This is a genomic window from Agarivorans aestuarii (assembly GCF_019670125.1).
GTDB lineage: Bacteria > Pseudomonadota > Gammaproteobacteria > Enterobacterales > Celerinatantimonadaceae > Agarivorans > Agarivorans aestuarii.
Genome location: NZ_AP023033.1, coordinates 2,870,882 through 2,891,171 on the forward strand (window position 1 = coordinate 2,870,882; position 20,290 = coordinate 2,891,171).

Genomic DNA, 20,290 nt, shown 5'->3' on the forward strand with positions numbered 1-20,290 from the left:
TTACGCATACTTACTTCGAACACCCCAATTAATTCTGAACAACAAATAGACAACAGGTAGCCAATATGAAGAGCGAGACAAAACGATTGACTTAATTTCTAAGGAATTGAAAACCCCCATAGCAAAAAAACCAAACCACACCAAAATTAAGCAATGAAAAACGGTACGAAATCTCATAAAGTAACAGTCTACTTTAGAGAAAATAAAGCCATAAACAAAACAACACATAATAACACCTGGAAGCCCCAATTGATAATAGCCATATGTCAATAGGTCGACAATAATCCCAGTACCTTCTGGAGGTTTGAAGTTTATCGTATTAATTTTTGTAGGGTTTACAGTATGCGGAAATAGATTCTTTTCCAATCCTCCTGGTAGTAACTCTAAAAGAGAAGATACTATATCTTGGAAATAAAGAATGCTAGAAGTACCACTTCCCAAGGTGAAACTATGTACTTTAAGGAGATTAACATAAACATGTGAAAATTCCTTAGCCAATAATAATAGAACTTTATCAATGTCTGTATTAAAGAAATAAGCTTCTCCAGCTAACATGGAAAAAAAATCATTGCCATACAGTGCTAACAACAAGCCAACAACAAGAAATGGAAGTAACCTTATCAAACTAAATCTATTTTTATATGATAAGTAACCTAATAATAAAGTTCCCAAAAATACAACTATATTTGCGCGGCCAGCATTAATCAAAAGAAACAAGAACGTGAAAGAAAAGAACAACAAAAACAAAATCAAGTCAATTTTTTTTCTTGTTACTAAGAATAGGCCGAAACTGAATATAGCAACTGGCTGAACCAATGGGTAGACGTAGCGCAACGCAGTATATGACGACACAGCTCCATCATGTCTTCTCACTAAACTAGCGCTTAATATTGTCTCCATTATCCCTCCAAAACTGTTAATATAAACTAACAATGCGACAGCAGAAATCGGACCAAAAATGAAGCAAAAAGCACGAGCCTTTTTTACGTATCGAAAACCTTCGTTGACAGATAACCCATTAAGGGTTGACCTATTTTTTCCAGACTTATATCCAACCAGAATTGAAATATAACCCAATAAGCAGATTATAGATGTTGAAAAAATAGAATCGCGCTGAAAATCTGTAATTGCTATGTGTGCGGGTATCCAGTACAACTCATTTACAAAGCGATCAAAGACAAATATATATATAAGTGGTATTAACCCCAAATACAATCCACAACAAGAATTAATTATAAAATAACAGCTAACCCTTTTAATTCTAACACCATAAAAAAACAATAAAGTAAATGAAAGAACGAAAATTAAACAATGTAACAACACACCGACTTCGAAATAATCCATACTAGTTATCAATGGCTCGAAAACTTGACAATAACGAAAGAACCTGAATTTTTTCTATACCGCCATAGTCATGAAAAAGCCTTGAAACATCATTTTTTAAATTTTCGTCTCTTACTAAATGAATATTCTCGTTATAATAGTTACCGACAAACTCAGATAGATATTTTTTTTCTGATAACCAATAGTCTATTGGATTCATATGATTTTTTGTATGCATCCCTCTGAATTGCACGCCAGCCATCTTATAAAGAAATATATTAATCCATTGTTTCAGTGTATAACTCTTGTTCTTAAAACTATATGTTCTTGTAGACAGACTACTACCTGTTTTCTCCCATATATAAGCAGCAGATTCAGGATGCTTAGTCATAATCCAATCTTTATACAACGAGTGGCCAAAGCGCAGCTCGGGTGGGATTTTCAGAGAGTTTTCTAAAAACTCTCGATTGTAAAAAGGAGAAAACGTTTCGGTACGCTGATTTATAGGTAACAAACCTTTGTTAATTCCAGAGAAACCTCGATTGTAAAAATTAAATATTTCTTGATTCGGGTATAGATCTGTGTCTAATTCTATGTGGTGAGAAAACTCGTCGCTAAAAGCACCATCCCCTTTAGATATATTCTTGGAGAAATTTCTGTCGTTGTAGTAGGTACCCAACACAACGTCGCCAAGTTGCCCTGTATGTAATAACCCAAAAGAATCAAAATCTAAAAGACGATAAAAGCTATGACCGTGAGCAAGCCCGAAAACGAGTACATTTCCACCCGAGAACGAGGTAACCTCATCTACATGTTTTAAAAAACTTCCATTATCAAGAGCTTTAAATATCCAGTCGTGGCCAAGGTCTGCCGCTATTTTCTTTGCGATGGTTTCATCCAAGTAGTCGCTTTGACTAAATGTAAAATTAGTCTGGTCCATGTAACCACGCTTATGAGCAACCATAGAGACCATTCTAGAGTCTAATCCACCACTGAGACCTACTAAGTGTTTTTTCCCCAAGCTTATATCATGCTCAAATTGTTGATCAATTGCTGCGCAAAAGTATTCATCAATAACTTCGATTGCATCTTCCCGACTTATAGAATAGTCGGGCTTGTTAGACAACTTGTAAAATACACACTCACTAACCGTCGAATTTCTTATCTTAAGTAAACACCCTGGATAAATAATATTCAAATTTTTGTAAATAGTTTCGCCGGCTAATGAATAGCCGTACGAAAGTAGGCTGTAAGCCCCTCTGTTTGATATTTCCAATAACCCAGCATCAGCATAACGATTAAACTCCCTAAGCATGCTAAAGCTATTGGAGGCAACAAAGCGCTTTTCGTCTCCTCCATAATAAACAGGCTTGGTTCCAATAAAATCGGAAAAAACAAACAATTCTTTATCATGTTTGTCAAAAACAAACCCACTAAAACTGCCACTGATTTCTGACAAATACTCAAAACCGTACTTACAATACATCTTTAAAAATTTACAGGAACCATTATATTTTTTGAATAACAGCTCACCATCGAACAATAAACCAGAAAAGAAAACATAGTATTTTTCATTTTCAAACTTATAATGACTAGTGTTGGCTTTTTTCTCGCCGATAAACACTCTATAATCAAAAAACCTCGCTGTTTCTTTCCAAAAACAATCAACAGTACTAAAGCGCTTACATCTAGTAATCAAAAAATCTGTCACTTTAGCTTCCTCATCAAAACAAAAAAAGATACTAAACTAGAGAAAAGAATAACTGCGCTAGTAGAAATACTAGCACCTACAATACCCAGTTTAGGAATAAGATAATAATTAAGAGCCAAATTTCCAATTCCAAATACAATCGAAACGATTACATTAACTGTAGCATAACCTTTCGCATTAAGTATGTTACCGATAGGCACTCTCAACAAATATGATGATGCAAGAGCGATAGTTAGAACTTTAAGTGAAACACTGCCAGATTGAGAGTCATATCCAAATAAAAATGTTAACATTTCTTCGGAAAAAAAGGCAATGGCCAAAATGGAGAATACCAATATAGGTGTAACCGACAATAAGTAACCTTTGTAATAACTAATAGTTTCTGACTTGCTTAATTTGGCGAGATGTACAAAATCAGAAGTCATGATAACTCCTGGTATAAAAAGTAGATTTGTAAATATTAAACTACAAACTCCATACACTGCTATTTCTTCTAGCGCTATATCCATTATCCCTAGCATGAACACGTCAGATACCAGAATCAACTGTGAAGCTAATGCTCCCAAAGATACATACACTCCGTACTGTATGTGCTTCTTTTGAGCAATAACGTTACTTAAACTTATATCTAAAGTTAACGTCTTTTTATTTTCAAAAAGTTTAATACTGAGTACAATAGTTATAGCACCGGCATAAATCTGCCCCCAATAGTAACCGTTTACTGTCGGTTCAAAAACCAATACTACGGGAATTAAAAGTAAAGATAATATAGGGAAAGCTATACTCAGCAATGCGTATGCTTTATTTTCACCGCAGCTACGTTTGTAATTACCATAGCAATTTACAATAAAAAATAGGAAACAGTAACCAAAAGCTACGTTTAATAAATGGGTATTACTGGGGGAACCTTGAACAAGAGCTATTATATAAAAAGAAATCAGATAAGTAATAGGCAATGTCAAAAAACTAGTAATAACACACTTAACGAATAGTTCTTTTTGATCCCCCTCGACTGCACCATAATATAATATAGCATGATTTAGTCCGAGACCAACAATCGGTGTAAGAATAACAAATATGTTTTTATATAGCGTAAGTAAGCCGTAATCTTCAATGGTAAGCAGTCTAACTACGATAAGAGACACCAAAAAGCCTATAACTTTCCCACACAATGAAGAAGAAAATATAAGGTGGCCGCCTCGACTAAAAAAGCCAGCGAAGAAAGTTTTAAAGCTACTTCTTAACATGCTTTTCAGCAAGAGAATTGAATTTTTCCACTGAATCTATAGAAATTGGTATATTATCAAATTGACAAAAAAATGATTCTGGCGGAGCCATCAAACATTTTTTACGCTCACATTTTTTAATATACTCATCAACTGTACATATTGATCTCGCAGGGTTTCCTGCAACTACAACATTAGCTTCAACGCTTTGCGATACAACTGCTCCAGCTCCTATTATGACATTATCACCTATCTTTACCCCAGGTAAAATAATTGAGTTTGCGCCTAAAAAAACATTATCACCTATTTCGGTCTGTTCAACCCTGTATTTACCACAATGAATAAACGTACTGGCATCATGCGATAAAACCATAGAGCCAGGGCCTGAAACAAAATTATTGCCAATGTTAACGCAAGAAGGAGATAAGCTATCAATGAGACTATTGTGGAATTTTTTGTTTCCAATATTATAGCCAACGTTGGTAGAAAGCTTACTATAACGGCGTATTAATCTTCTAATCATATTAATCATGAAAAACTCTGTCCCAAGCCTCTATAGCCACTAACCAAGAACTAATAGAATATATTTTTTTTGCATTTCTCTTATCATAGAACACACCGACAGTTTTGATGCTTCTTGCTAGTTCTGAGATACTACTGATAGTTTCTACAGTAATACCGTTAGACTTAATGTCTGGGTATTCTAGCCATTCGCCACAGATCACTCGTGAACCTGCATATATATGCTCTTGCATTGCTCCTGAAAACATATCGGTCGGTTGCACATTGACGAATATGTCGCTACAAATTCTTAAATTAGCCATTTCATGGTCACTCAAGAAATCATCTATAAACAACGAATTCAAATTGTGGTTGGAACAGTGTTTTTTTAGGGCAGAAATATGATTCTCATTTCTTCCATAGGAAATAGGAAATATTAAAGTAATATCATTAAGCTCATTGGTATCAAATCCTTTTAATAGAGAATCTACACATTCGATGTGCTTTTGCCTACTTGAACCATTATAACCAATAGCGATTGTCAATGTAGATGGCGAAATACCAAACTCCCTCTTAGCATCAGCTTTCTTTAGTGTAGAAGCTCGAATATTTTCCAGCGGCTGCAATCCATATTTTATTATGCAAACCTTAGTTTTAGTCAGACGCTCTACTCTAAGTTTTACGACATCGGTCGCGCAGGTAATTTTGTGTGAACTGTCTAATATATAGTTTATATTCGAGAGAGGAGTTTCACTTTCTAGAATGTCGCTTCCCCAAATTGATATGACGAACTTTCTCTTATTTATAAATGGGAGCTTTAGTAGATAAAAAAATACATTTCTGACAAATTGAATTGAAATATAATCATAATACCTCTGAAAAAAAAGAATATTCATATACATCATTATCAACAAAAAAAACTTGTTAAGATTTGCTAATTTAGAATAGTAGATATTGTCGTAATGATGAGCACTATTCTTTTTTGGTTTTGAAAAGGAGTAAATAGCTACCTCATAAGATAGCTCACTTTTCAAATACTTTGAAAGATAGTAATTAAACTGGTGATTTGCATCACCTACTAAAAGTATTTTTTTTGTCATTACAGGCCCTGAAATTCATTCCCTTCGGCTGAATGTTTACGCACAGTTTTTATATACTCAGGCCATTCACCGATATCACTCCACGAGCGTTCGCTAATAGGAAAAACGCCAACTCGCCCCCCCCTAAGTCTCACTTTTTCTATTAAGTCTGTTATGTGAAAAAACTCATCGTCCGGGATCTCCGTAAGAACTCCTGGTTCTAACATATAGATGCCAGCATTAATTTTAAATGTCAGCTCAGGTTTTTCTTCCATTGCCTCTATCAATCCATCCTTACCAGATTTTATAACTCCGTAAGGGACTGATATTACCTTAATCACTGCGACAAGAGTGATTTCGTTTGAGTTATCTAAATGATATTGATATATCTCATTCAAATCTTGGTCGATTAATATATCGCAATTAGTAACATAAAAGGTTTCATTTAACCGTCCTTTAAGCAAGGATAATGAGCCAGCGGTTCCGAGTGGCTTATCCTCGGAAAAGTAATCAATAAGTTGTTCATCATAAAGGTTATCTAAATAATACTTTATCATTTCTTTTTTATAATTCACCGAAATGTGAAACTTATTAGAACCAGCTTGTTTGAATCTGTCGATTATTTCTTCGATGATAGTTTTATCACCAACAGGAATCAACGGTTTCGGTAGCACATTTGATATAGGTTTTAATCTCGTCCCTTTCCCCCCGGCCATGATTACAACCGGAATATCATTTTTCTTGTTCAGATAGGTATGTTTACTTTTAGAAATATCGCTCCAAAATATGACGCGTTCTAGCCTGGAAAAGTCATCTAAAACCGGCATAAAATCGCAACGCATTTCTATCATCATTTTTTTTATCTCTGCGTTGCTATTACGAGTAGTCGCTGTTACTTTTTCCTCAATTTCAATAATATTCAAAATTTCACTTACAGGGTGGCCTTTGATAATTGCACGCTGTATATCTCCAATAGAAACTAGACTCTCATATCCTCCTTCGCTATCTAGTGTAATTAACAACTTAACTCTATTTTCATCCATTGCTCTCAATGCTTCAAGTATCGTGGCATTAGAACAAATAGTAATACTTTTATAAGATGCATCCATGCTAACTAAGCCTAGTGCCTATTCTAAATTTTGGAATAGTCCTTTCAATTTCATCTGCCTTTGAAATACAGGTCAGTAATATAGTCGTGTCTTGAGTTTTCACAACTACTCCATTTTCGTTACGACCAACTACTTCTCCTATTGTGGATATATATTGAGGAGCGTTAGTTATCATTTCGGAACCCCACACAATGTACTCGTCACCATCTATACAAAACCTCGCCCCAGGCCCTGGAAAAGTAATAGCACGAATAAAATTGAATACTTCCAGAGAAGTCTTATCAAAGCGCAAACGCTCATCACCGACCTTCCTAACACCAAAATATGTTCCTACCGGATGAACAGTATCTTGTTTTATAGGTTTCAAATTGTGATAGTTTGATAGAGCATTAAACAATATGTGCCCGCACTCAACTATCGCTTTATCCAATAAAGTACCATAATTATCTAAAGGTGTAATTTCGAAAGTTTTCTGTAAGAGAATATCACCTGTGTCTATCCCTAAGTCTACTTTATGTACAGTAATACCAAATTTCTCTTCACCATTAATCAGAACCCAATTCAACGGGTTTCGCCCTCTATAAAAAGGTAACGCGCCCGCATGGCAATTAATAAAACCAAATCTTGGAATATTTATTATTCTTTTTCTTAATATTTGGTTAAAAGACATTGACACAAACAAATCTGCTTCAAATACCTCTACTCGGTCGCAAAACTCATCCGAATTAACATCGGAACAGGCAATATAAGGTATATTGAGCTTATCAGCCCAATTTTTTAAAATAGGGTCCTGAGTATCATATCTAGGCACAATAAAGAGTATTTCCACATTTTTTCCACTAACTATCAGCTCAATAGCTTTATGAGACCAAGGTCCATCTGCGAAATACCCAATCTTCAATTTTTTCATAATGACTCTGTTATAATTAGCTTTGGTGTACTAGGTAAGTTAATCAAATGCCCCTCAATCCAGTTAGAATATTTTAGATCACCAACCAAACAGTTTTTAAACATTGGCAATTTATTCATCAATTTCCACACTGGCCGAGTCATAACACCCATGCGATTTGTTTCGGAAATAATTTCATTTCTAACACTCTGATTGGGGCAAATAATAGCGTTCAACCAATAGTTTGATTGCGCATATTCAGGTTCTTTTACAAACTGAAGATCAGTACCTTTGAAGAGCTCGTCGTATTTTTCTGCTAGCACTCTTTTCTCTCTAATAAAGGTATCAATAGTTTCAATTTGAGCACAACCAAGAGCTGCGTTAAGATTAGGCATCCGATAATTAAAACCTGGCTCATCATGGAAAAACTCATAAGGATGTGGAATTTTCGCAGTAGTTGTGATGTGTTTAGTTCTTATTCCAATTTCTGATGACTTACAAAGAACCATGCCTCCGCCGCCAGTAGTAATTATCTTATTTCCATTGAAACTAACTGCACCAAAATTTCCTATAGTACCAGTGTGTTTACCTTTGTAGAACGATCCTAGACTCTCAGCCGCGTCTTCAACGATGACAATGTTCCATTTTTGGCAAACACTTACAAGATGGTCGAGATCTACAGGATGGCCGAACGTATGCATAGGGACCACAGCTTTAATTGTTCGGCCAGTTTTTTTGTGGATACAACCCGTTTCTGTTACTTCTGCATGCTCATCTAAAAATAACTCGACTGCTTTAGGGCAAATACCTAAGCTTACAGGCGAGATGTCGACAAAAATAGGCTCGGCGCCCATGTGATAAAGAGCATTACAGGTAGCAACGAAAGTCAAAGCTTGTGTGATCACAAAGTCTCCTCGCTGAACACCTGCCATATACAAAGCTGTATGCAAAGCCGCAGTACCATTTACCGTAGCTACAGCTTTAGGCGTTCCGGTATAGGCTTCAACTTTATGTTCAAATTCATCAACAAACTTACCGACGCTGGAGACAAACGAGCTTTCAATCGTTTCCATTACATATGCTTTTTCGTTACCATCAAACATTGGCGCGTGCAAGGGAATAAATTCGTCAGTTTTGTATGTATCTCTCACAAATTCAACAATAGATGTCGCTTTCATTAAATACTCCACTTACATCTTGCTATCGAGGTATTTACCCGTTTCTTTATGCCCAAAATCAGGGATCATGGTAAAGAACAATTTTACAATTTGTTCTTTACTCCAAGTACGCTCAGCTTTCATTGCAGAAATGCTGTTTTCAAACCATATAAGAAGCTCTTGCTTGTAAAGAGGGTCGTTTTTGATGATGCCGAGGTGTTCGAATTGAGACATATCCAATTTTTCTTTATCGGTGAAAAATTCTTCGAAGTCTTTTTCACCGGTTGTATCGCTTGCAGTAAACAAACATGGCCATTTCCCCTCCTCTGGAAGCGTATGTGCAAGTTGGCGAGCTTCTTCTTCTGTTTCACATAAGTAAGGTTCATAACCAAGATGCTCAAGATGTTTAACTGCAATATCTGCAAACGAAATAAGATGCAGAGCTTCACTAAGTTTCGGGAAGAAAATGTCACGGTTTTCACCGAAGATACAAGACATCAAACATAGTTCACCTGACTCTTGAGGGGTAACAAAGTAACGTTTAATATCGTGCGGGGCCACGATAGGTTGTCGTTTTTGAATGCGTTGGTTAAAACCGTGTAGCAACGAGCCATCTGAGAATGCGACATTTGCAAAGCGAGCGGTTGAGATGGCCATTTGCTCACTTTTACGCATCAGAAACATTTCCATAATACGCTTTGACGCCCCCATCATATTGACTGGGTTTGCAGCTTTATCAGTTGAAACACAGAAGTACTTTTTTGCACCAGCATCGATAGACTGTTGAATCGTTTTATCTGTATTAAAAACGTTAACATCAATCATGCGCATCAATGTATAAGGATCTTTTTCACTCCTCACATGCTTTAGTGCTGATAAGTTCAACACGTAATCAAACTTGCCATCAGCCAGGATCAGCGCATCATACTCTGGAGAACCTATGTCTAAGGAAAATGTTTGAAAGTCTCCATCAATATATCCAAATGAGCTACGAATATCTCGAACTAACTCAACCAAGTTGTTTTCACTAATATCAACAACATGTAGTTTTTTGGGATGCCGTTTAAAAATTTCTTTTGTTACCGCTTGACCAATTGAGCCAGCCCCCCCTAAAACTAGAAAACGTGAATTTGAAACGATACTCGAGAGCTCATCTTCATGACGTTGAATATCTTCTGTAAACAAAGCTTCGGCACGACCAATCAACGGTAATATAGACTTCATTACCAAATTCCTTTTGTATCGATAATAAATGCATCGTTTAATTTCATTTTCTTAAATTGCCGATGATCTACTAGCATTACGTGGATATCAGTTTTAGAAAGAGACTCTTCAAGAGATACCAGCTCAATATTATCAATCTCAATAGATGTGATATTGGGCTCTATCGCTAACACCTTTCCAACATGATTTTTTGCTATTGATTTGGTGATATCTAACGCTGGACTTTCACGCAAATCGTCGATGTCAGGTTTGAATGCTAGACCATAGCACGCTATGGTTACATCTTTTGCGGTTTTCTTAGGGTTTAAGTTAAGGAAATCAGTAACAGCAACATTAACCTTATTGATTACCCACTCTGGTTTATGATCATTGACGCTTCTTGCAGTGTGAATGATTTTTGCGGTTTCTGGTGTTTTTGACACGATAAACCAAGGGTCAACAGCAATACAATGGCCGCCAACACCTGGACCAGGCTGAAGAATATTAACTCGCGGGTGACGATTTGCCAACGCGATCAACTCCCAAACATCAATATCTAATTCATCACAGATCATCGAGAGTTCATTCGCAAAGGCAATTTGCACATCACGTGATGAATTCTCCGTCAATTTCGCCATTTCTGCAGTGCGGGCATTAGTAATAACGCACTCTCCCATTACAAACGTTTTATAAAGCTCTACACACCGCTCAGAGCAACGCTTGCTCATACCACCTATCACACGGTCATTTTGAACTAATTCTGTTACCACTTTACCGGGCAATACACGCTCAGGGCAATGTGCAACATTAATATCAGCCTGCTCTCCTGCAGCTTGTGGAAAGCTCAAGTCTTGGCGAGCTTCTGCAAGCCAAGCTGCCATTTGCTCGGTTGCACCCACAGGGGAGGTTGACTCAAGAATAACCAAATCACCTTTTTTTAAAACCGGGGCAATAGCCATCGCTGCAGATTCGATATACGACAAGTCTGGCTCTGGGATAACCACCTCTTCACATGATTTAAAAGGTGTTGGTACTGCAATCAAGAAAGCATCCGCTGGCTCAGGAGTCGTCACCGCTTTTAAATATTCCTGTTGAACGGCTGCACTCACCAACATATCTAGGTCCGGTTCAACAATGTGAATCTCACCTCGATTTATGGTATCTACTGCATGTTGATTAACATCCACGCCTATTACTTTTTTCTTGCGAGATGCGAACATTGCCGCAGTAGGTAACCCAATATAGCCGAGACCGACAACTGAAATTGTTTCAAATGACATAATTAATCTAACCTCAAAAACTTAATCTACTAATTCGTTCAAAATTCTTTCACAGGCTTTACCGTCACCGTATGGGTTATGGGCAAAACTCATCGTTTGATAAGCTGTCTCGTTTGACAGTAATTCATTTAAATTACTAACGATTGCGTCTACATCCGTTCCAACCAACTTAACAGTACCAGCCTCGACCGCCTCTGGGCGCTCTGTAGTATCCCGCATAACCAGCACAGGTTTGCCAAGCGACGGAGCTTCTTCTTGTATACCGCCTGAGTCGGTGAGAATAATGTCCGCACGGCTCATTAAGTAAACAAACGGTAAGTACTGTTGAGGCTCAATAAGGTAGATATTCTCAATACCCACTAAAATACGATTTACTGGCTCGCGTACATTTGGGTTTAGGTGCATAGGGTACAGTATTTGAGTTTCAGGATGCGCTTTTGCTGTGATTGCTAATGCTTCACAAATTCGCTCGAACCCTCCGCCAAAGCTCTCTCTGCGATGCCCCGTGACTAAGATTAATTTCTTCCTGTCATCTAAAAATGGAAACTGAGCGGCTAATGCCGCATTCAAATCATTGTCTGATTTGATTTTGTCTTTCACCATGAATAGCGCATCAATAACGGTGTTTCCTGTTACGTGAATATCGTCCGGCGTAAAGTTTTCACACAACAGATTCTCTTTAGATATTTCGGTTGGTGCAAAGTGGTACTTGGCCAACACCCCCGTCAAACGACGGTTTGCTTCTTCTGGCCATGGAGAATAAATATCACCTGTCCTCAGTCCTGCTTCTACATGCCCCACTTCAATTTGCTCATAGTAAGCAGCCAAACTCGCTGCAAAAGTTGTTGCTGTGTCGCCATGAACTAGAACAGCATCAGGTTTAAATTCTTGTAATACTGGTTTTAGTTCTTGAATAACACGCGCGGTCACATCATTGAGTGTTTGGCCCGCTTTCATGAGATTGAGGTCAAAATCCGGTGTAATGTCGAATAACTCTAAGACCTGGTCTAGCATTTCTCTGTGCTGTGCGGTTACACAGCATTTTGCTTCGAAGCGTTCATCTGATGCGAGAGCGTGAACTAGAGGCGCCATCTTGATCGCTTCTGGGCGCGTGCCAAAAACTGTGAGAATTTTTTTTTGAGTCATTTTACTGAATATCCAACTACTAGATGAAATTTATGATATTGATTTTTTCTTTGTCTAGACATTTTTCATAGCTAGAGACGCTATTCATTTTGATACAGCAAATTTTCACTATCATAATGTAATAGCTGAATTTACTATTGAAAACTCGCCACCATTAAACTGTATTACTAAAATATCTTCAACATTCCTTTCCTAAGCACCTTCTATTTCGTTCTAGAAAGTTTTCGTTGATTAACTCGTCGCACCCGTCTATAAACTGTAACCCGCCTGAATGCTTTTAGTAAGCGCCATACATGCTTTAGCGCCATTAAATACCCGCTAAACACCACTAAAAATAAACCGAATGACAACCAATCAGGTGCATTTACGCAGTTTAATAACACGCCAACCATTGAGATACTAAAGCTGAGTAGGGTTATACAAATAAGCGTTTGCCTTGATGTAAAGCCTGCGCGCATAAAAATGTGGTGCAAGTGGTCGCGGTCTGGCTTAAAAGGTGATTGCCCCTTGCGCTTGCGCCTAATCATTACCCCTGCCATATCCATTAGCGGTATAGCAATAACCCATAAGGCTGTTACTGGTTTAAAGGCTGGGGCTTCGCCTTGCGAGCCTATAGCTAGTAACCAAACCACGCTTAAACCTACAAACATTGAGCCTGCGTCGCCCATAAATATTTTGCTGCGTTTGGGGTTATCCGCTCTGGTTAAGTTAAAAATAAGGTAAGGGATTAGCGCTACCACAAGGCAAAGCGCTATCCAAGATTCCAGCACAAAGCCTTCTAGTATAAACAGCAGTGATAAAGACAACATACTAGTAAAGGTAACCCCGCCCACAAGGCCATCTATGCCATCAACCATGTTGTAAGCATTAATCGCGCCCATAATTGCCAAGTAAGTGAACGGTACAGCAGCCCAGCCTAGGTGAATATCGCCCATTACCAATAAGTTGCCCAGGTTTTCTATACGGTCGCCGCTAGCAAACATCATTACGCTGGCCGCAACTATTTGGCAGAACATTCTTAGGCGAACACTAAGGTCGTATTTGTCGTCTAGCATGCCTACTAACAATATGCCGCCAGAGGCTAATAAAAAGTACTTAAACGAAATGTCGTAGCCTTGGGCTATAACCAATAAAGACAATACAAAGCCCACATAAACAGCTAGCCCACCAATTAGCGGTATTGCGCCTACGTGCAGCTTTCGCTCGTTGGGTTTGTCTACTAACTCGTGCTTAATCGCAATTGGCTTTAGTACTTTAATCGCGCTGTAGGTACCTAAAAAAGCAACCATTAAAGACAAAATAAAGGTACTCATAAAAAGCTGCCTTTTTTAATGATTAGCGCTGAATTACTACTCGGCATTATCGCCTCCTTTAGCAAAATGCCGAACCAACACAATCATCACTCCTAACATCCCACCCAGTAAGGTTCCCAACATACAAATAAGTGCGCGTTTAGGTTTTACTTTCTGCTCTGCTACTACTGCGGGATCAACTATTTTAAATACAAAGTCATCATTGGCTTCTGCTAGCATTAAGGTTTTAGTTTGCTCTTCTATAAGTTGGTAAAACACTGTTTGCATTTGCGCTACAGAGGTTTTTTCTAATTGCTCTTTTAAATAGTTGATATTGGCTAATGTCTCTTGCTGGCTTCGTTGCTGCATTACCTGGTTAATATCTTTAACCAGCCAATTTACCCATTGCTGTGCAACCTTCGGTGAAATGTGTTCTGCTGCAATAGTCACTAAACCTGTTTCTTTATTCGTTGTTACACTCAACACTTTAGCAAATACTTTATGGCTCTCTTGCATAGAGGGCTCAGCTTGTTTAGGGGCTTTAACCTCACGCTTCCATAGATTGGCTTGAGCATCATAAACCTCTGGGTTATAGCTCAACTCTCCGCTTACCGGGTTCCAATCTTGCGCAGCCATTAAATCGGCTTTTATTTGGTACTTGTCTAAAAACTCTTTAAAAAACTGTCGAGACTTTAGCACTTCAATCGCCAAGGTAGTTTGATCGGTTCCCCCGCCCGCATTTAAGTTAATCCCCGCTAAAGAGGCTAAACCACCAAACTGAGACGCCATACCACTAAGTTTGTTGCTCTCTTGATTAGATGCAGCTAGTAATGCATTTGCTCGGTAGATATTTGGTTGGTTTATCGCAAATATCACCGCGCCAATCGCAAACACAGCAGTACAAGCAATAATTAGCCATTTGCCGCGCCAAATAACTGCGAACAGTTCGCGCAGATCAATTTCATCTTCTGCGGCTTGTTCGAAATAAGCCGGTGGATATGCTTGATGTTGTTGCACTTGTTGAGTCATAAATCTCTAAATATTCTATTAATCTAATCTTATATAGACCAAGCTTACAGCAGAGTCGGTTACTTATTGATGGCGTTAACCGCTACACCAATTTGATACATAATTTGGGTTACTGCTGTCCAAGTGCTCAGCGCATCTCGGTAATCGGTGTCAATTGGCACAACAATGGTGTCGCCTGGCTGCAATGGCTGCTTATTATTTTTAAACCAAAAGCCAGATTCTGGCTTGTACACAGAACCATTAGCGCGCACTACAAACACTCTATCCTCGTCGGCTTGCTTTTTAGCCCCGCCTGCAAAATTAATGTAGTCTTTAAAGCTGTATTGTTCGTCGAGAAGGTAAGAGGTAGATATTTGTACCTCGCCCATAATCGTTACTGTATTACGGTATTGAGGCACGTAGAGCATGTCTTGATCTTCTAGCATGAAATCTTTCGATGAGTCAGCTAAAAGGATAGAAGGGAGGTCTACAACCATTCTACCTAGTGCTTTAGTGCCACTCATTTCTTGAATTAAGTCTAACTGCTCCGATGGGCTAGAAGTGGAAGAAAAGCTACCGGGACCAGATTGACGAAGGCTCTTTTTAGCGACCTCTTGGCGAATACTTTCTGCATAGGAATCTATTTGCATTTGCTCACGCACACGAAGCGCTTCTCGGGTGAATACTGCACCATCTTGGTGGGCATACTCGGTTAAACCGCCTGCCCTATTGATTAAATCGCCAAGGGTTTCGCCGCGCTTAATAACATAAGTACCAGGGAACCTTACTTCTCCTTGTAAACTCACGGTACGTTGCTTACGTAAGTTAGGAATAGCAAGAACATTAAGCCGATCTCTGGCTTGCAGTACCAAGTTCTGGTCTGGATTGCCTTGTAAAACATCATTTAGATCTAAACGTAGCAAGGTAACGTCGGCGTTAGCGTCTTGAACAATAGTTCGAGTTAATTCGCTATGAAGGGCATAAGCGCCATTTTTGAGACCACCCGCAGCATCAATTAGGTCTTTAACTTTGTTCTTATTTGTAATTGGGTAAACGCCTGGAAATTTAACTTCGCCAAACACTTCTACAATGTTTAATTCGCGTCCGGAATTAGACTGTTCTTGCAACATAATGAGAATAGGCGCTAATAACTTTTCTCGTGTTGATGAAAGTACTTTTTTAACTTCGCCTTCCGAAATGTCGGCAATTTTTGCAATGCGCTTTAAGTCATCTTCACCAAACTCTTGCACTTTTGATGTAGCTTGTGGGTTACTGCCGTCTTCTGATTGACCAATCGTTTGATTAGCTAAGTGCTCTGCATTTTCTAGCTTTGAGTTTAAAGCTGCCGCATCGGCACTGAGTAAATCTTTTTCCTTAGAACCAATTTGAAATGCTTCACTAAACAGCTCTAAATCATATTTAGTGAATACCAAAATTTCATCTTCTGGCTTAAGCAAGATATTGTCGGCCGAGTGTTTTTCGGTAATCGCTTTCTCTAGGTTTATCTGAAGAACAGAAATAGTACGGTCGCTGCTCTTACGTATAACCAAGCTATAATTTAGATCACTACTGTTATTTAAGCTTCGTTGTAAATTGGGCAGTATATCTGAAACTCGCAAACCTTTACGCCATTGGTATCTGCCGTCTCTAGCTACGTTACCTTTTAAAGATACATAGTTGGGTGAACGCTTATCTACTTGCTCAATAGTTAAAAAGTCACCATTTCGTAGTTTCATCTTTAGATCTGTCTTGGATTTAAGATCCAAAGTAACTAGATCGATTAGGCCTTCGTTAGTAATTCGCTCTAATCTAGCGGATTTTTTAAACGCTTTAGTTGTATAGCCGCCAGCAGTTCGTATTAAGCCAGCAATAGATTCTTCACCATTAATCTCATAAATGGCAGGGCGAACCACTTCACCTTCAACACTTACGGTATCGCCTAGTGGGCCAACAAAAACTACGTCTCCGCTGCGTAACTGGAGGTCGTTGCTGGTATTTCCACTTAACAGCAAATCATACAAATCAAAACGGCTAACTAATTGGCCATCTCGTAGCAAACGAATATCTCGTAAACTACCTTGTTGGTTTACACCACCACTGGCATACAAAGCATGGGTAATAGTAGATAACGAGCTAACTAAATACTTACCTGGCTGAAATGCGTCTCCTAATACAAATACTTCTACTGTACGCAGCTCACCCATAGTGATATTGCTTCGTACACCAATTTTTTTCTCTTGTATTTGCTGAGTAATAAGTTCTCGAACCTGGTTAAATGTTAATCCAGAAACATTAACTGGGCCCAATTCCGGAAAGCTAATACTGCCATGGCGATTAACCTTAAACTCAAAAGTGCCATTCTCTTTACCGAACAATTGCACGTTTAGCGTATCACCGGGGCCAAGTCGGTAGTTGTCGGTTACAGGGATATTATTAAGCGGGGCAAAAGTTGTTGGCTGAGTAGCAAAAACATCCAAACCAAAACGTTGTAATTCTGCAGTCTCACCAGCGCTATTTTTATCAGCCAATGCTTGCTCTTCGGCTTGTACATCTCTTTTTTGAGGTAACTGTGCTTGCTGGTCAACATTAGTTTGCGAGGGGGCTGAATTTGATTGTGAAAATTGAGATATATCTACGCCATACTGTTTAGCTAGAGCGGCTTGTTGATCTGCAGGTAGGCTTTTTAGTTGCTGAATTTGATCTGGGCTAAGATTCATAGCTAGGACTAAATTGGATACAGTTAACATCCAAACAACAATGAGACTTCTAAGTCCAAATTTCATTCTGTATTCTTCTCTTTCTCAATCAACAAATTTAGCGGTGAAAACACAATTAACAACGAGCTCGATAATACTTCAATTTACTTCTTTACGTAAACTTACATTTGTCGTTTTAGCCAGATAAAGCTTTAACTAACAACCAATGTTTATTACTTAAGCATTTTTTATATTTAGTTAGCTCGAGCTTTAATCAAGCCTTAGAAGCGATATTGAAAGGCCAAGTTTACACCACCAATTCTTGCTTTATCGGTATTCAAGCTATTTAAGTATTCAAGGGTAAGTGCTGTTTGTTTACCTAGGGCATAGTGAGCCCCCAAGCCAAAGCTCATACCTGTTTCGGTACTACTACCTTTGTTTTGCTGGTCTAGTTTGGCACTAGAACCACCGACAAGTGCATAAATGGCCGTTTGATCGGTAATAGGTACATTACCCTTTACCAATAACGAGGCTAATCCGTCTACTGATATACCACCAGATCGACCAGTCGACACACCGTAGCGTCCTTCAAGGGCAACGTAGTCGTTAAAGTAATGACCTATTTGAGCTTGAAACAATAGAGGGCGGCCACTTTCTGCTGATGTGCCGTCAATGTTATATTCGGTTGATGTATAAGAAAAGATTGCGCCAGCGTAAGTATTGGCTTGCGCGCTAGCGCTAGCGCTAGCTAATAGAAAGAAGAGAAAACTGAAAGAACTTTTCAAGCGATTCGACACTACCACGAAGCGATTCCCTGCACGATATAATAATGGGTCGCAAGTATAACACAGCAATTTTGTGGATAAACACCCATGCCAATTCAAAGGCTTGATATTGCAGCGCTTTACTAAAACAACAATACTATTAATTGGTTTAAAAACAGCGCTCTAGAAAACAGAAAAGGCTTTCAATTAATTGTGCTCATTTTGACTATATTTGTAGCAGCACAACCATAACAACTGAGAATAGGTCAAATAACCAGCGATAAATTCATAAAAACTAACTATAGTACGTTTCTATATCGCTAATGAGCTGGTTAAGTAGTTCAATATTTAATTGGTTTATCCCAGCTGCTGCTTCGCGCCCTCCGCCCGATTTATACTTACTACAAATTTCCCCTGCGCCGTGTTTATGAGCAAGAGGAGCGCGCAAGCTAACTACTGCTGTTTGACTATCAATTTCAGTTAAGACCAAATGGGCCAGTGAGGGGTGTTGGTTTGCTTGTTGATTACCAAAAACGCCACTTATCCGTCTAGCCCAAGCCGCGTTAGGTAAGATAGTGACTTTTACAATGGAGCTTTGGTAGTGAGCTTTTATGCTGTTGGCAAGATTCATATCTTCTTGATAAGCATTTTTTAGCTGATGATAGGCAGATTGGCTATCGGCAACAGCTTCAAATGGGGAAGTATATTCAAGCAACTGTTTAAATAGCGTGGCAGGCTCATAATGAAGATCGGCTAGCGCAGCACCATACCCGTTGTAATTAACTAAAGTGCCTAGCTCTTTCAACTGTTTGCTTTGCAATTCACTTAATTGAGCTTGCTGACACAAAGCATCAGCTTTCGCGATTAGGTTATCACCATAAGCAGCAGCAATTGCCCAATGGTGATATTTTCCCTTTAGCTTCTCATCTACCAACAGTGCAGTACAAACATTCGCATCGGTATTAATATCTGCTAGCAGATTTGGGTGCGTTGGTATTTCACCAGGACGATGATGGTCAACATAATGCACATTGGCACCAACATCTAAGGCTCGCAGTAATCCCTCTTGGTTTTTTTCCATAGAAATATCGAGAACAGTGACTTGATCATCTGGCTGAAACTCAAAATCGTTCATCAACTGATTTTCACGCTTAACCCCTGTAAGCAAAATACTGTCTCGGGGCTCGTTTAAACGAAGCTGAATCAGAGAAATAATGCCGTCAGCATCACCGTTAAAGATATCTATGTGTCGCAAAGAGAACCTCGTTACTAAGCCTTAACAATACCAGCACTAATAAGTGCATTTACCACGAACTCTGCACACTGTTCGACCGACTTACCATCGGTTTGCACGTGTACATCTGCTTTTTCGGGCGCCTCGTAGGCAGAGCTAATACCGGTGAAGTTTTTAATCTCGCCGCTACGTGCCTTTTTGTACAAGCCTTTTGGATCACGCTGCTCACACACTTCTAAGGGTGTATCAATAAACACTTCAAAAAATTCACCATCACTAAGTTGATTGCGAACTAAAGAACGATCCGCTTTAAAGGGGGAAATAAAAGCGGTAGAGACCACTAAACCAGCATCAACAAACAGCTTGGCTACTTCACCAATACGGCGAATGTTTTCTACTCGGTCAGTGTCTGAAAAACCTAAATCACCGTTTAGCCCATGGCGAACATTGTCACCATCCAGAACATAAGTATGAACACCACGTTGATACAGTAAGTAATCAACTGCGTTAGCAATAGTAGACTTGCCCGAGCCACTCAAACCAGTAAACCAAAGTACGCAGGGTTTGTGGCCTTTTTTCATAGTGCGTAATTCTCGATTAACACTATGATTATGCCAAACAACATTCTCGCTCTTTTTATCCATAACTCGCCTACTCTGCTATCTAAATAAA

General features: G+C 38.8%; 17 protein-coding genes. All 17 read right to left on the reverse strand.

Annotated elements, in window-relative coordinates; genetic code table 11:
- The 17 genes from K5609_RS13350 to cysC all read right to left on the reverse strand — a co-directional run bounded on the left by K5609_RS13350 (position 1) and on the right by cysC (position 20,262).
- Positions 1-1,344, reverse strand: a complete 1,344-nt coding sequence (locus tag K5609_RS13350) for an O-antigen polymerase (RefSeq protein WP_221074090.1) — start codon at positions 1,342-1,344, stop codon at positions 1-3.
- A 1-nt stretch (position 1,345) separates the two neighbouring features.
- On the reverse strand, positions 1,346-3,034 hold the full coding sequence (locus K5609_RS13355; protein WP_221074091.1) for an asparagine synthase-related protein: 1,689 nt from the start codon (positions 3,032-3,034) through the stop codon (positions 1,346-1,348).
- The gene (locus tag K5609_RS13360) at positions 3,031-4,281 is read right to left on the reverse strand and encodes an oligosaccharide flippase family protein (protein ID WP_221074092.1); all 1,251 of its coding nucleotides are present in this window, start codon (positions 4,279-4,281) and stop codon (positions 3,031-3,033) included. Before K5609_RS13360 ends, K5609_RS13355 begins: the two co-directional genes overlap by 4 nt.
- Positions 4,268-4,792, reverse strand: coding sequence for an acyltransferase (locus K5609_RS13365; protein WP_221074093.1), 525 nt, complete (start codon positions 4,790-4,792; stop codon positions 4,268-4,270). The genes K5609_RS13360 and K5609_RS13365 overlap by 14 nt, the downstream gene beginning before the upstream one ends.
- Positions 4,785-5,861: a glycosyltransferase gene (locus tag K5609_RS13370; RefSeq protein WP_221074094.1), complete on the reverse strand. Its 1,077-nt coding sequence runs from the start codon at positions 5,859-5,861 to the stop codon at positions 4,785-4,787. Before K5609_RS13370 ends, K5609_RS13365 begins: the two co-directional genes overlap by 8 nt.
- Positions 5,861-6,949 carry a sugar phosphate nucleotidyltransferase gene (locus K5609_RS13375; RefSeq protein WP_221074095.1) on the reverse strand — a complete coding sequence of 363 codons (1,089 nt, stop codon included), beginning with the start codon at positions 6,947-6,949 and terminating at the stop codon, positions 5,861-5,863. Before K5609_RS13375 ends, K5609_RS13370 begins: the two co-directional genes overlap by 1 nt.
- A 1-nt stretch (position 6,950) precedes the next feature.
- A complete protein-coding gene (locus K5609_RS13380) occupies positions 6,951-7,859 on the reverse strand; it encodes a methionyl-tRNA formyltransferase (protein WP_246611853.1) in 909 nt (302 codons plus the stop codon).
- Positions 7,856-9,016: a LegC family aminotransferase gene (locus K5609_RS13385; RefSeq protein ID WP_221074096.1), complete on the reverse strand. Its 1,161-nt coding sequence runs from the start codon at positions 9,014-9,016 to the stop codon at positions 7,856-7,858. Before K5609_RS13385 ends, K5609_RS13380 begins: the two co-directional genes overlap by 4 nt.
- Positions 9,017-9,028: 12 nt before the next feature.
- A complete protein-coding gene (locus tag K5609_RS13390) occupies positions 9,029-10,219 on the reverse strand; it encodes a UDP-N-acetylglucosamine 4,6-dehydratase (RefSeq protein WP_221074097.1) in 1,191 nt (396 codons plus the stop codon).
- Positions 10,219-11,478 carry a UDP-N-acetyl-D-mannosamine dehydrogenase gene (wecC, locus tag K5609_RS13395; RefSeq protein ID WP_221074098.1) on the reverse strand — a complete coding sequence of 420 codons (1,260 nt, stop codon included), beginning with the start codon at positions 11,476-11,478 and terminating at the stop codon, positions 10,219-10,221. The genes K5609_RS13390 and wecC overlap by 1 nt, the downstream gene beginning before the upstream one ends.
- Positions 11,479-11,499: 21 nt before the next feature.
- Complete coding sequence (wecB, locus tag K5609_RS13400) at positions 11,500-12,624, reverse strand: non-hydrolyzing UDP-N-acetylglucosamine 2-epimerase (RefSeq protein ID WP_221074099.1); 1,125 nt, start codon at positions 12,622-12,624, stop codon at positions 11,500-11,502.
- Between the two features lie 203 nt (positions 12,625-12,827).
- Positions 12,828-13,937: a UDP-N-acetylglucosamine--undecaprenyl-phosphate N-acetylglucosaminephosphotransferase gene (gene wecA / locus K5609_RS13405; RefSeq protein WP_221074100.1), complete on the reverse strand. Its 1,110-nt coding sequence runs from the start codon at positions 13,935-13,937 to the stop codon at positions 12,828-12,830.
- Between the two features lie 36 nt (positions 13,938-13,973).
- Positions 13,974-14,945: a Wzz/FepE/Etk N-terminal domain-containing protein gene (locus K5609_RS13410; protein WP_221074101.1), complete on the reverse strand. Its 972-nt coding sequence runs from the start codon at positions 14,943-14,945 to the stop codon at positions 13,974-13,976.
- A 59-nt stretch (positions 14,946-15,004) separates the two neighbouring features.
- Positions 15,005-17,641 (reverse strand): polysaccharide biosynthesis/export family protein, encoded by a 2,637-nt coding sequence (locus K5609_RS13415; protein WP_221074102.1) that lies wholly within the window; start codon positions 17,639-17,641, stop codon positions 15,005-15,007.
- 260 nt (positions 17,642-17,901) lie between these two features.
- Entirely contained in the window at positions 17,902-18,423 is a 522-nt protein-coding gene (locus K5609_RS13420) for an outer membrane beta-barrel protein (protein WP_221074103.1), read from the reverse strand.
- A 256-nt stretch (positions 18,424-18,679) separates the two neighbouring features.
- Positions 18,680-19,639: a DHH family phosphoesterase gene (locus K5609_RS13425; RefSeq protein WP_221074104.1), complete on the reverse strand. Its 960-nt coding sequence runs from the start codon at positions 19,637-19,639 to the stop codon at positions 18,680-18,682.
- A 14-nt stretch (positions 19,640-19,653) separates the two neighbouring features.
- Positions 19,654-20,262: an adenylyl-sulfate kinase gene (gene cysC / locus K5609_RS13430; protein ID WP_221074105.1), complete on the reverse strand. Its 609-nt coding sequence runs from the start codon at positions 20,260-20,262 to the stop codon at positions 19,654-19,656.
- Positions 20,263-20,290: the final 28 nt, after the last annotated feature.